The sequence below is a fragment of the Prosthecobacter sp. genome, assembly GCF_049294395.1.
GTDB lineage: Bacteria > Verrucomicrobiota > Verrucomicrobiia > Verrucomicrobiales > Verrucomicrobiaceae > Prosthecobacter.
In genome coordinates, this window is sequence record NZ_JBAQCR010000117.1 from 1 (window position 1) to 12,823 (window position 12,823).

At 58.8% G+C, this 12,823-nt stretch carries 14 protein-coding genes; 7 read left to right on the forward strand and 7 right to left on the reverse strand.

Going from position 1 to position 12,823, the window contains the following annotated elements; translation table 11 throughout:
- Window positions 1-108 precede the first annotated feature (108 nt).
- Both WAW39_RS07510 and WAW39_RS07515 read left to right on the forward strand, forming a co-directional pair.
- A complete protein-coding gene (locus WAW39_RS07510) occupies window positions 109-1,830 on the forward strand; it encodes a DUF4041 domain-containing protein (RefSeq protein WP_422317377.1) in 1,722 nt (573 codons plus the stop codon).
- A 116-nt stretch (window positions 1,831-1,946) separates the two neighbouring features.
- The gene (locus WAW39_RS07515; protein ID WP_422317379.1) at window positions 1,947-2,198 is read left to right on the forward strand and encodes a hypothetical protein; all 252 of its coding nucleotides are present in this window, start codon (window positions 1,947-1,949) and stop codon (window positions 2,196-2,198) included.
- Window positions 2,199-2,254: 56 nt separating this feature from the next.
- Here WAW39_RS07515 and WAW39_RS07520 read toward each other — a convergent pair whose 3' ends face one another.
- The 4 genes from WAW39_RS07520 to WAW39_RS07535 form a co-directional block, all read right to left on the reverse strand.
- On the reverse strand, window positions 2,255-2,902 hold the full coding sequence (locus WAW39_RS07520) for an HAD-IA family hydrolase (protein ID WP_422317381.1): 648 nt from the start codon (window positions 2,900-2,902) through the stop codon (window positions 2,255-2,257).
- A 133-nt stretch (window positions 2,903-3,035) separates the two neighbouring features.
- Complete coding sequence (gene phoU, locus WAW39_RS07525; RefSeq protein ID WP_422317383.1) at window positions 3,036-3,743, reverse strand: phosphate signaling complex protein PhoU; 708 nt, start codon at window positions 3,741-3,743, stop codon at window positions 3,036-3,038.
- A 32-nt stretch (window positions 3,744-3,775) separates the two neighbouring features.
- Window positions 3,776-4,636, reverse strand: coding sequence for a UDP-2,3-diacylglucosamine diphosphatase (locus WAW39_RS07530; RefSeq protein ID WP_422317385.1), 861 nt, complete (start codon window positions 4,634-4,636; stop codon window positions 3,776-3,778).
- Window positions 4,636-5,760 (reverse strand): glycosyltransferase family 4 protein, encoded by a 1,125-nt coding sequence (locus WAW39_RS07535; protein ID WP_422317387.1) that lies wholly within the window; start codon window positions 5,758-5,760, stop codon window positions 4,636-4,638. Before WAW39_RS07535 ends, WAW39_RS07530 begins: the two co-directional genes overlap by 1 nt.
- 177 nt (window positions 5,761-5,937) lie before the next feature.
- Between WAW39_RS07535 and WAW39_RS07540 the strand changes: the two genes are divergently transcribed.
- From WAW39_RS07540 to WAW39_RS07555, 4 genes are all read left to right on the forward strand, one after another.
- A complete protein-coding gene (locus WAW39_RS07540; RefSeq protein WP_422317389.1) occupies window positions 5,938-6,636 on the forward strand; it encodes a response regulator in 699 nt (232 codons plus the stop codon).
- Entirely contained in the window at window positions 6,633-7,886 is a 1,254-nt protein-coding gene (locus WAW39_RS07545) for a sensor histidine kinase (RefSeq protein ID WP_422317391.1), read from the forward strand. The genes WAW39_RS07540 and WAW39_RS07545 overlap by 4 nt, the downstream gene beginning before the upstream one ends.
- A 322-nt stretch (window positions 7,887-8,208) precedes the next feature.
- Window positions 8,209-9,207 carry a GTP 3',8-cyclase MoaA gene (moaA, locus tag WAW39_RS07550; RefSeq protein ID WP_422317393.1) on the forward strand — a complete coding sequence of 333 codons (999 nt, stop codon included), beginning with the start codon at window positions 8,209-8,211 and terminating at the stop codon, window positions 9,205-9,207.
- Between the two features lie 309 nt (window positions 9,208-9,516).
- Window positions 9,517-9,939: a hypothetical protein gene (locus WAW39_RS07555; protein ID WP_422317395.1), complete on the forward strand. Its 423-nt coding sequence runs from the start codon at window positions 9,517-9,519 to the stop codon at window positions 9,937-9,939.
- 45 nt (window positions 9,940-9,984) lie between these two features.
- Here WAW39_RS07555 and WAW39_RS07560 read toward each other — a convergent pair whose 3' ends face one another.
- Together WAW39_RS07560 and WAW39_RS07565 are read right to left on the reverse strand one after the other, a co-directional pair.
- The gene (locus WAW39_RS07560) at window positions 9,985-11,004 is read right to left on the reverse strand and encodes a zinc-binding alcohol dehydrogenase family protein (protein ID WP_422317397.1); all 1,020 of its coding nucleotides are present in this window, start codon (window positions 11,002-11,004) and stop codon (window positions 9,985-9,987) included.
- A 304-nt stretch (window positions 11,005-11,308) separates the two neighbouring features.
- Window positions 11,309-11,554: a hypothetical protein gene (locus WAW39_RS07565; RefSeq protein ID WP_422317399.1), complete on the reverse strand. Its 246-nt coding sequence runs from the start codon at window positions 11,552-11,554 to the stop codon at window positions 11,309-11,311.
- Window positions 11,555-11,826: 272 nt separating this feature from the next.
- Here WAW39_RS07565 and moaC point away from each other — a divergent pair, with 272 nt between their 5' ends.
- Complete coding sequence (gene moaC, locus WAW39_RS07570) at window positions 11,827-12,273, forward strand: cyclic pyranopterin monophosphate synthase MoaC (RefSeq protein WP_422317401.1); 447 nt, start codon at window positions 11,827-11,829, stop codon at window positions 12,271-12,273.
- A gap of 187 nt (window positions 12,274-12,460) precedes the next feature.
- Here the strand turns inward: moaC and WAW39_RS07575 are convergent.
- Window positions 12,461-12,823 (reverse strand): transposase (locus tag WAW39_RS07575; RefSeq protein ID WP_422317403.1); only part of this gene is annotated, 363 nt, incomplete at its 5' end.

Sequence of the window (12,823 nt, forward strand, 5' to 3'; positions counted from 1 at the left end):
GTCCCGCTCCTCTTTTGAAAAAGCACTCCATCAGGTGCGTGAGATGCGCACCATCCTTGCCAGGCAGTTAAAAACGACTCTCGCAGAGGACAAATCCACGCAACCCATATGACGACTTTTCTGCTAATTCTTCTCCTGATCGCAATCACGACAACGATCACTTTCTATGTGCAGAAATACAAGGCCGAGATCAAACTTGCCAGCGAACTTGCTCGCCTTTCCCAAGAAGAGGAACGGATAGTTGCTGAGGCGGCTGCGGCAAAAGCCATGGGAAAGAGAACCCTTGAACAAAAGACAGCTGAACTTGAGGCAGAGGCCAGGGTGGTACGAGAGCATTACGAGACCGAATCACGCAAGATCATCGAACAAATGCATCTGGAATTGGTGCAGGCAAAAGCAGAATTGGAGCCCCTACGTTCCCTCTCTGCTCTGCAACAATCTGAGGAGGAAGTACGCACAATGCTGGCGGGTGCGCTAGCCGAGGCGACTGCGCTCCAAGCTGAGGCTGTGGCTCTCATGGAGCAGTCAAAAAAGGAAGCCCTCGAAGAGAGAAAAGTGGCACATCAGCGAGCCAAGGAGCTTTATCAGCAGGGAGAGGCCATGCTCACCCAGGCAACACGCGATGCCGGGAAAATTATCTCGGATGCCGACACCCGTGCGCAGCAAATAGCCGGAGATGCTTACATAGCACTCAGAGACAAAGAAATGCTCGAACAAGCAGTCAAGGCCATACACAATGTCATCGAAGGTTACGGTGACCGCTACATCATCCCCACTCACAGCCTGCTTGATGAACTTGCTGCAGATTATGGTCATGCCGCAGCAGGTGAAGCCTTGAGAGCTGCAAGAGAACAATCCCGACGCATGGTAGCCAATGGGCAGGCTGCCACATGCGATTATGCAGAGGCGAACCGGCGTGGAACTGCCATCCGATTCGTGACAGATGCATTTAATGGACGAGTGGATGCGATTCTTTCCCGCGCAAAACATGATAACTTTGGCACTCTTGAGCAAGAGATCCGTGATGCATTCAGCCTGGTAAACTTGAACGGTGAAGCATTCCGCAATGCACGCGTTCTTTCAACCTACCTTGATGCGCGTATCGCTGAACTAAGATGGGCGGTCGTTGTTTACGAACTGAGGCTCAAGGAACGCGAAGAACAACGACGCATTCAGGAACAAATCCGCGAGGAGGAAAAAGCGCGGCGCGACTATGAACGAGCCATGCAAGAAGCCGCAAAAGAAGAGGAAGCCCTTCGTAAAGCCATGGAGAAAGCCCAAGCCGAGGTGGCAAATGCTTCAGCCCAAGAACGGGCAAAGTTCGAAGCGCGTCTTGGGGAACTGGGTCAAAAGCTTGCGGAAGCTGAAGCGAAAAATCAACGTGCGCTTTCGATGGCTCAACAAACCCGCAGCGGCCACGTCTATATTATTTCAAACATCGGCTCATTTGGAAGTGACGTCTTGAAGATCGGGATGACACGTCGTTTGGAACCAGAGGACCGTGTAAGAGAGCTCGGAGATGCCTCAGTACCCTTCACTTTTGATGTTCACGCCATGATTCGCAGCGATGATGCGCCTGCTTTGGAACGCCTGCTGCACACGGAATTCGACAGCTTTCGGGTTAACAAAGTAAACTATCGAAAGGAATTCTTCCGGGTTCCGATCCACAATCTGCGCGAGTTCGTCGTCTCGAAAAACCTGGAAGCGAGCTTCACTCTGGCGGCTGAAGCACGTGAGTACCGCGAAACACTGGCGTATGAAAAAATGACTCCTGAAGAACGCCTGAAGTATCATGCTCGTGAGACTGACGTGATTGACCTGAGTGAATGATACCGAATGCGGCACCTTTCTCTGTTTCACTGGGCTCAGGAATCTCTGTCTGAACGGCAGCTTGCCGATGTCGAAAACTTGATTGCGACAGGCTGCGACACCGAGTATTTACGCCAATGGTCAGCCGCATTGAACCTGACAGATATGCTGACACGGGTTTTGCCGTGAAGGACACCGCGCCCGAGATCAACACTTTGATCTTTACGGCCATGATGCGCAAGACTCAGGAAGAGCGGTTTTTGATGGGCTTGGACATGATGGCAACCGCGCGTGAGCTCGCCTGGAGCAATCTGCCAAACGCCACCACCGAGGAGGAAAGACGTCATGCCTTTTTCCGCCGCTTTCAGGGCCAGGAACTTCCTCTTTAGCGTCCCAACGGACGCGAGCAAGAAACCTTGCTGGCACCAGACTGAGTCCAGGCCGCCTACCCCAGCTCAAACTGCACACGCGTGTAATCCAGCACCTCAGGACACCCCGCATCAAAAGGAAACGGACGGGCGGCGGTGATGGCAACCACATCGCTGCCAGCGCGGCGGCCGGCCTCGATGCCCGCTGGGGCGTCTTCGAAGACCAGGCATTGGTCCGCCGTGGTGCCGCAGAGCGCGGCGCCCTTCATATAGCCTTCGGGATCAGGCTTGCCGTGAGCCACCATCTCGGCGTTGATCATGAGCGCGGGAATCGGCAGACCGGCCGCTTTGAGACGACGCGTGGCCAGCGCACGACTGGCCGAGGTGACGACGGCGAAGCGACCGACTGGCAGCCGCGCGAGAAGCTCCGCAGCACCCGCAATGGCGACGACGCCTTCCGTATCGTCAATCTCCCAGGCTTCGAGCTTCCGCGCCTCCGCTTCCTCATCCAGACCGGGGATGGCAAACTCACGCACCGTGTCAATGGTGCGCCGCCCATGACACACGGCCAGCACGGGGCCCGCATCACGTCCATGCCCGGCAGCCCATTCATGCCAGACGCGTTCCACGGCGGCGCGTGAGTCCAGCAAGGTGCCGTCCATGTCGAATAAGACGGCTTGGTACGGGCGGTCGAGCTTGAGAACAGGAGGTGTGGAAGAAGACATGCGTTGCTGTTGAAATGAGAGGGGTGTTGCCGGAACGGCCAGAGTGCTTTCGAGCTTTAGCTCGTTCTGGAGCGCAGGAATCTCCGCTCCTTCCAGACCGAGCTAAAGCTCGGAAGCACTTTAATCCCCGGATTCACATGCCGGCCACTGACGCCGCAGCCACTTCCGCACGCTTGTCCTTGCTGAAGCGGATATCTTCGGCGCGCTCGATGAAGATCGTGTCTTCGCAGATGTTCTTCGCATGGTCGCCCACGCGCTCCAGAAACCGCGCCACGAAGATGAGGTGGATGTAGCCTTCCAGCTCCGAGTGGTGCGATTCCATCACGGAGATGATTTCGCGATCCAAGGATTTCTCAGCGGCATCCAGCTCCTTGTCCAGCAGACGCGCGGCGGTTGCGGCATCGGGATCGGCATTGAGGAAGGCCTGCAGGCTGAGATCCAGATTGCGATCACACAGCGAATACACCGGCTGGATGAGCTTTACCTCGGGAAACTCGGGCAGGTTGTTGATGATGCGCGCGCGCTTGGCGATGCTCGATGCCTGATCAGCGATGCGCTCCAGATTGTTCGCCACGCGGATCGTTCCCATCACCTGCCGCAGGTCATGCGCGGTGGGCTGAAACTTCACCAGGATCTGCATGCCGTGTTTGTCCACGCTCTTCTCCAGTTCGTTCACGTCCTGATCGGCGGCGATGGCCGCGTTGCACAGGTCGGTGTCACGCTCCAAAAGCCCCCGCATCGCACTGGCGAGATTCTTGCGCGCCATGCTGGCCATGGCCAGGACGTCGCCGCGGAGCTTGTCGAGCGAATGGTTGAAGCTGGAGAGGATGTGTTCGTGCATGGTTGTTAAAATGACTCAATGTGACGGTTTCGCTACATTGGAATTGCGGAAGATTCCATGTGGGCCGGGAGTTCTTCCTCCACCTCGCCTTTGGGGTCTCGGTGGGTGCGCTCGCAGAATTCGGGGTAGCTGATGATCTCAAAGGTGCCGTCGAGATTCTCCCCGATGGCCGTCATCGACTCCACCCAGTCGCCGGAATTCAGGTAATGCGTGCTGCCCACCATCTTGTTGTCGGCCTTGTGGATGTGCCCGCAGATGATGCCGATGCAGCCGCGCTGCTTGGCCAGATTTTGCAGCTGCTCCTCGTACTTGCCCACCGCACCGATGGTGGACTTCACCTTCTGCTTCACCCACGCGCTGAAGGAGAAGGGTTCCTTCCCCCGCAGACCGCGATACGCATTGTACAGCCGGTTGATGCGCAGGAGAAAATTATACCCCAGCCCGCCGAGCTGCGCCAGCCACGCATGGTTCGTGCTCACGGCATCAAAACCGTCTCCATGCACCACGAGGTAGTCTCCCTTCGGCGTGTGGTGGATGTGCTCGTCCGTGATGATGAAGTGCTCAAACTGGATCGGGATGAAGCGGTCCAGCACGTCATCATGATTGCCACGCAGGTAGATGATCTCGGTGTTCTCCTTCTCCATCTTGCGCAGCACGGTGCGGATGAAGTTGGTGTGCCCCTTGTTCCAGCCACCCATGCGGCGGAGGTGCCAGGCGTCAATGATGTCGCCATTGAGCACCAGTTTGTCGCACAGGCAGTTGCGCAGGAAGTGGGAGGCCTGCGCCGCCTTGCTGTCCGGCATGCCCAGATGCACGTCGGAAATGAAGAGGGTTTTGAAGCGCAGCTTCGACTTGCCGGTGGCGGGATTGAGAACTGGGGCTGCTTCACTCATCACATCAAAATGTTCATTTTAGGCATCACCGAGGCCAGCTCATGCTCAAATTGTTCAATCACCCGCTCCCAGCCCAGATCAAACGCCGACTGCCGGGCGGCAAAGCGCAGCGCCTCGTTCTGCCATGCGGCGGCGGCCACGCGGGTCTGCGCCAGAAAGGCCCCCTCCTCATTGAACGGCGCCAGCCAGCCGTTTTCTCCGGAGCGGATCAGCAAACGCGGCGCCGCATAATCATACGCCACCACGCCCAGCCCTGCCGCCATCGCCTCCAGCACCACATTGCCAAACGTTTCCGTGATGCTGGGAAAGAGAAACACATCCCCCGAGGCATAGTGCGCCGCCAGATCCGCCCCCGTGCGCGCTCCGGCATAGTGAAACTCGGGCCGCTCCTCCTTCAGCGACTCCAGACGCGGCCCATTGCCCACGATGACCATGCGCGCCTTGGGCTGCACCTCTTTGAACACATCAAACGAGCGCACCACCAGCTCCAGGTTCTTTTCCGCCGCCACGCGGCCCACATAGATGGCCACCGGAGTGGTCTCATCCGCGCCCCAGCTCTGCCGCAGCGCCGGATCCCGGCGAATCGGGTCAAACATCTCCGTGTCCACCCCGCGCCCCAGCACGCCCACATTCTGGATGCCCCAGCGTTCCAGCATCGCCGCCGTGTCTGCGGAGGGGGTCAGCGTCCGTGCCGTCTGGTTGTGGATCGTCCGCAGCACCCCCTGGGCCACCGTTTCCAGTCCGGGCAGGTGGTAATCTTCCAGGTAGTTTTGGAAATTGGTGTGAAAGCCGGACACCACCGGGATGTCGCGCTTCCCCGCCGCGCGGATGGCGGAGATGCCCATCAGCGTCTCCGTGGCCACATACAGCACGTCCGGCCGGAAGGCGTCAAACAGCTCCAGCATCTGGCGGGTGGAGGCAAAGCCAAAGCGCAGCCCCGGATACCCCGGCAGCGGCATGGAGTGCATCACATGGCGCTGCAGGCCGGCTCCCTCCTCCTCCACCGTGGTGACCACCTCCACCACATGCCCCCGGCGTTCCAGCCCGGCCCCGAGGGTGTACAGCGTCCGCGCCACGCCATTGATGTCTGGCGGGTAGGTGTCGGTGACGATGAGAACCCTCATTTCGGGAGATAATGAACGAAAGCAGGATGAAGCGCATCCCCTAAAGCAGTCCAACTTTGTCACCGTGACGAATCCGTCACGCTTGTTATCTGGGAAGAAATCAAGACTGTTGCCATGTGACACCTTCGTTGCCATCATGAGTTTGCCGATGGCACGGCCAAATCACAAAGCCACTCCATGAGCAAGATACTAATCGTCGAGGATGAATCAGACATCGCGGAACTCATCTCCCTTCATCTCAACCGTGAAGGACATGAGGCGATCTGCATCGGCAACGGTCTGCAGGTCATGCCGGCCGTGCTGGCTCAGCAGCCGGAAATCATTGTGCTGGACCTGATGCTGCCCGGCCTGGACGGCATGCAGATCTTCAAGCGCCTCCGCGCAGACACCCGCACCGCCGCCATCCCCGTCATCATCCTCACCGCCAAAGGCCAGGTGACCGACAAGATCGCCGGCCTCGAACTCGGCGCGGACGACTACCTCACCAAGCCCTTCAGCCCGCGCGAGCTCTACCTGCGCATCAGCGCCGTGCTCCGCCGCGTGAAGAAGGTCACCCACGTGTCGGAAATCCAGCGCGGCCGCTTCATGCTGGACCGCAAAAACATGAAGCTTTTTTTGGATGGCACGGCCCTGGACCTCACCACCATCGAGTTCAAGCTGCTCACCACCCTCATGGAAAACGACACCGCCGTACACAGCCGCGCCGACCTCCTGCGCGATGTCTGGGGCTATAACAGCGACGTCGCCACCCGCACTCTGGACACTCATATCAAGCGCCTGCGTGAAAAACTCGGTGCAGCCGGCGAACATATCGTCACCATTCGCGGCACCGGCTTTCAGTTCCAGACGGAGCTCGCCGCCACCCAGCCTGCATGACCTCCCTTTCCCTCTTTCTCGCTCTGATGCTTGGCATCTGCCTGTTTGCCTGGGCACGGCGTGAGAAGTACTGGACAAAACGCTGGGAGGGAGTGGCCAAAAACCTCGGTCTGAGGGCGCGTGATGCGGACCTGCTGCCGATGCATGCCACCACGGTCTTGCTCGCCCGCCAGCAGGCGGAGCAGCAGGCCGAGCAGAGGCGTGTGTTTGAATCCCTGCTCGATGAGATCAGCCAGGGCCTCGTGCTGGTGGATGACCACCTGCGCATCCGCTACGCCAATGCACCGCTGAAGAAGCTGCTCCACCGCAAGGAAATCCACGTCGGACGCCCGCTCATCGAGGATGTGCGCGACCACCAGATCTCCGACCTCGTGCAGGAGTCCATGGCCGAAAAGCGCCACACCACCCGCCGCATCCAGATGCTGCCCTCAGACGTGGGTGCCGGATCCAATCTGGGTGGTCGTTATTTCATCATCGAGGCAGCCCCCCTGGCCGCAGACGTGGGCGGCGGTGCCTGGCTCATGATCCAGGACGTGACCGAGTCCGCCATGACCGAGCAGATTCGCCGGGATTTCGTGGCCAATGCCTCGCATGAGCTGCGCACCCCGCTCACCCTCATCAACGGCTACATCGAAATGCTGCAGGAAGACTCGGCCAAATCATCCCCCACGATGAAACGCAGCCTGGATGTCATGGAAAAGCATGGCAAGCGCATCGCCCGCATCATCGAGGACATGCTTGCCATCTCACGCCTCGAAGACGCCAGCAGCTCCCTGAACAAGGAGCCCTTCGATGTGCATGACTGCGCCGAGGACGCCGCCGATCACCTCGCCCCCATGCTCGAAGGGCGGGATGCCCGCATCGAGCTGGATTTCCCCAAGGGCGACTGCCTGCTCACTGGCGACCGCTTCTACTGGGACCAGATCTTCACCAACCTCATCGAAAACTCCATCAAGGAGAACACCAAGCCCGGTCTCGTCATCCGCGTCTCCGGCGAGTGGAAAAAGGACGAATGCATCCTCAAAGTCAGCGACAACGGCATCGGCATCCCCGCGCACGATCTGCCTTTCGTCTTCAAGCGCTTCTACCGTGGGAACAAGCACCACTCCTCCACCCAGGTCAAAGGCACCGGCCTCGGCCTCTCCATCGTCCGCCGCGCCGTGGAGGCCCACGGCGGCACCATCGAACTCACCAGCTCCCCCGGCATCGAGACCACGTTTACGATGCGCCTGCCTCTTCAGCAGGCTTAGTTCTGCGGCTCCGGTCAGAAACCTCAAAAATCAAAAATCGATTGTTCATCAATCGTCAATCACGCATGCCAAGGATGCCCTGTAGCCGGAAGTATTGACGATTGTCGAGCAATCGATTTTTGATTTTAGAAGTCCAAAGCCAAGCCAGCCCCCCCCCTCCGCCGCCCCCAATGAACGCCTTCATGCCATCCATGAAGGAAATGCATTTTGAGAAGCGGCCATAGCAGGCAAGCTCTCCACCCGCACCACCGCCCCCGTTCAAGATTTTGACTTCATACCCAAGCTTGAGCCCAAGCGTAGTCTGTGGTTAGAACCCCCTCCTGTGGAAGACCTCTTCGGCCATCGCATCTCCTACCTGCGCGTCTCCGTCACCGACCGGTGCAACGAACGCTGCCGGTACTGCATGCCCGAGGAGGAGCAGGCCTGGTTCGCCAAGGACGAAACCCTCAGCTATGAGGAACTCCTCCGCACCGTCCGCGTCGGTGCCACCCTAGGCATCAAAAAAATCCGCGTCACCGGTGGCGAACCCCTCACCCGCCCCGGCGTCGCCGGTTTCTGCGCGGATCTCGCCCAGATCCCCGGCATCGAAGACATCGGCATCTCCACCAACGGCACCCTGCTCTCCAAACTGGAAGACGGTATCACCATGGCCGAGCGGCTCGTCAAAGCCGGCGTCCGCACCGCCAACATCTCCCTCGACTCCCTCGACCGCGCCACCTACCAGCGCACCACCAGCCGCGATCTCCTCCCCCGCGTCCTCGAAGGCATCGACGCCGCCATCGCCGCCGGCTTCCAGTCCATCAAGCTCAACTGCGTCCTCATGAAAGGCCAGACCGAGCGCGAACTGCCCGCCCTCATCCATTTCGCCCGCGAAAAGAACGCCCTCCTCCGCTTCATCGAGCTCATGCCCGTCAGCACCCAGGACGTCCTGAGCGAGGACAACTTCCTCCCCATCGGCATCGCCAAGCAGCTCGTCGAGCAGACCACCGGCCCGCTCACACCCCTGCCAGATTTCAAGACCAACGGCCCCGCCGCCTACCATCTCATCCCCGCCACCGGCCAGAAGATCGGCTTCATCGGCGCGATGACGAACCTGCACTTCTGCGAGAACTGCAACAAACTCCGCCTCACCTGCGACGGCAAGCTCCGCCCCTGCCTCGGCAGCTACCTCGAATTCGACCTCCGCACCGTCCTCCGCGCCGGCTGCACCGACCCCGAACTCGCCGCCTTCTTCCAAAACGTCGTCTCCCGCAAACCCAAGGAGCACGACTTCCGCCACAACTACCAGCCGAATCGGCGAATGATTGCCATTGGCGGGTGAGTAGAAACGCAGTGTGGGAAAGTCGCGAGAGCGTCCCCGGAGTGCGCGCGCTTCAGCGCCGCTTTCGAACGTCCAACAGCCCTCGCAAAGCTTAATCCTGCATCATTCTGCGATCCTGTTGATCCTGTCTCAATCAACCAACCTGCAAGAGACTCGTCACCTCCCCCGCCCCAGCCCCCACTCATGGAGGGCAAAATACCACTTCCCCTGCAGCGGACAGGCCCAAATCTCTTCACGATGACAAAGCTCGACACCTCCCGCCAAACCGTGAAATAATCACGTGATCCCCCTTCTCCTCTCTGAAGAATCATGAGTCCCAGCCGCACCCTCATCCAACCTGTGAGAACGACATTCTTCACCCTCCTCCTGCTTTCGGCAGCGTGCATCACTCGCGCGGAGGAAGCGCCGCCCTATCCAGGCTACCCGCAGGACCGGGCGCTTCTCCGCAACACCTACCGCATTCCTGCGCCGGTGACCAACGCATCCAGCGGTGAAGCATGCCAGGCGGCGGCACGTCTTTTCAGCAAGGTCACATTCGTGGGACTCAGCCGCGAGCGCGTGATTGCCATTCTCGGCGATCCCAAGACCCTCAGCGATTATGGCGTCGCTCAATCACCGGAGCCCGACAGCCCGCTGAAGTACCGCTTCGACACAGGCTTCGGCGGCTCTGAGTACGTCATCGAGTTTCGCGCCGGAGTTGCCGTCAATCTCAGGAAGAACAGCATCGATTGAACCCATGAAGGGATGTCCAATCCAAAGCTGAATCGTTTCCTCTCGCTAAAACCCCTCCAGAACGACCTTCCCTATCGCCCTGCCACTCTCAACGAGCGCATGAGCTTCCTTGAGATTCTTGGCGTTGATCTGGCCCAGATGGCTCACCGCCGTGGATCGGATCCTGCCGGCATCCACGAGTTCGGCCACTTGGTTGAGCAGGCCTCCCTGTTCGCTCATCTTGGGCGATTGAGGCCGGGCCCGGCCGAACATGAACTCCCAATGGAGGGAGAGGCTTTTCGGTTTCAGTTTATTGATGTCCAAAGGCCGGGCGACGTTCTCGATCAAGCCAATGGCTGCTTCTGGAGCCACCGCTTCGATGATTTCATCGAAGTGATCTTCGGTCTTGGTCAGGGCCAGGACATGGCTGGCACCTTCAGGGACAATCTTCCTCATCTGTGCCCCCAAAGGTTGGCGATGATCAATCACCTCATCAGCGCCCAGTGTCCGACACCACTCCACGGTTTCAGGACGCGAGGCGGTGGCGATGACCTTCAACCCGGTCAGCTTTTTCGCCAACTGGATCGCGATGGAACCGACACCTCCGGCCCCGCCAATGATCAACAGCGTTCCTTGCGATGCAGAAGTCGTGGGAAGCGAAAACCGGTCAAAGAGCAGTTCCCAGGCTGTGATGGTCGTGAGGGGCAACGCCGCCGCATCGGCAAAGCTGAGTGACGCGGGCTTCCTGCCCACGATGCGCTCATCCACGGCCTGAAACTCCGCATACGACCCAGGCCGCTCCAGTGAGCCCGCATAGTAAACTTCGTCACCTGGTGCAAACAAGGTCACTTCGGAACCAACCTCCACGACCACACCCGCAGCGTCCCAACCTAAAATCTTGAGTTCACCCGAAGGCTGTCCCGGACCGGCGCCCCTGCGAATCTTGGTGTCCACAGGATTGACGGAAATGGCCCGCACTTGAACCAGCAGATCGCGCGGTCCCGGCTTGGGTTGATCGATCACCACATCCACGAGGCTCTCTGGATCTTCGATAGGCAGATGCTTGCGGTAGCTGATGGCATTCATGATTGAGTTCCAGCAATGAATTAAGTCTTGAAAAGGAGCACAGCATCCCTGCGGTTCCACCCGTTTTCCGTCAGCCTTTACATCATGCCATTCAATCCCTCCCGCTTCCAGCCCGCGTCCTCAAATCACAACGCCTTGATCCTGCATCATTCCGTCATCCTGTGAATCCTGTCAAAATCGACCAACCTGCCAGAGACACGCCACCTCCTCGCTCCCCAGCCCTCCTCACATGAGCCTGGCACTCAGTGACAAAGGCCGACAGCAGATCGAGAGGCGCAAACGCGTGGGATAGGAATGCCCAGAATCAGTTGTCCCGAGGCTCGTTCGGATAGGTCAATCGCATCACCAACGGCGCACCACGCAAAAACCACCAAGCAAGGATGAACGGCCAGATGATTCCGACAATGGTTTGAATGAGCGCCCAGAGGCTTAATGTCACGAGACGATCCAATATTTTGAAAAGGCCACCCGGAAAGGCGGACAAGGCATGATAAAGAAAAATCAACCCCGTCAGGCGGAGTGCGAGAGCAAATATCTGCGGAGCTTTCATGGATTGGAAGATTGAACAGGTGAATCAAACCGCAGGATCTGCTCCATGGCAACGAGAGTTCTGCATGGAAGAGATGCAGGTTTCCCATGCTTGATCTGCGGAAGAGTGCCAGGATAAAAATATGAATGCGAAGGCCTCAAGCGCGTGGTGGAAGATGTGACTGGCAGCTCTGGTTATCGTGCACGACGGCATGGAGCCCACGAAAAGCGCCATGCGTGACGCGGAAAAATACTTCTTTAATTAAGGAGACCCATCCCTAGCATTTACACCCCATGAGCCAGCTCACCCACCTCAACCGCAAAGGCGAAGCCGCCATGGTCGACGTCTCCGCCAAGCCCCCGCTCCGCCGCGAAGCGGTCGCCGAAGGCCGCATCCTGCTGCAGCCCGTCACGCTCGATCTCATCCGCAAAAACCAGGTCAAAAAAGGCGACGTCCTCAGCATCGCCCGCATCGCCGGCATCCAGGCCGCCAAGCAGACCCAGTACCTCATCCCCCTCTGCCATCAGATCCCGCTGAGCAAAGTGCAGGTCGATTTTGAAGTGCGGCCCAAAGCCATCCACATCACCGCCACCGCCATCACCGTCGCCCCCACCGGCGTCGAAATGGAAGCCCTCACAGCCGTCAGCATCGCCGCCCTCACCATCTACGACATGTGCAAAGCCGCCGACAAAAAGATGCGCATCGAGGGAGTGAAACTGGTGAAGAAGACCAAAGGGTGAGGCTGTTACGTGTGGCCTAGCATGAGCCATGAGCCATGAGCCGCATAGACATTTCGATGAAGGCCAAAGGCCTTCCGTATTTGAGCCCAGGGTTCGAAGAACCCTGGGTAAACGCCCTATCATCCCGTTCTCTCAAGAACCAACCACAACGTGGTTGTGTCCACCGCCGCCGCGCCACCGTCAATCTTCAATCCCACACGTATGCTTCGTCCCAGGTCTGTCCATGGCGTCGCAACAACTCACGGTATTCCTCCTGAAACGTGATCTTTCGATGGTGCTCTTCCTGCCTCGAAATGTATCGCGATACTGCGCTCAAATTCGATTCGGACACCGAGAAACATCCATACCCAGCCTGCCAGTGAAACTGGCCGAACAATCCACCGCGCTTCTGAATCCAATTGGTAGAGACACGTTTGATCTCCTTCACAAACTCCGCAATCGCCAGCGTGCGAGACAACGTGGTCAGAAGATGCACGTGATCCGCGACACCGCCAATCTGGATGGGCAGGCAGTCGAGCGACTTGGCGCACCCGCCGAGATACGCGTGGAC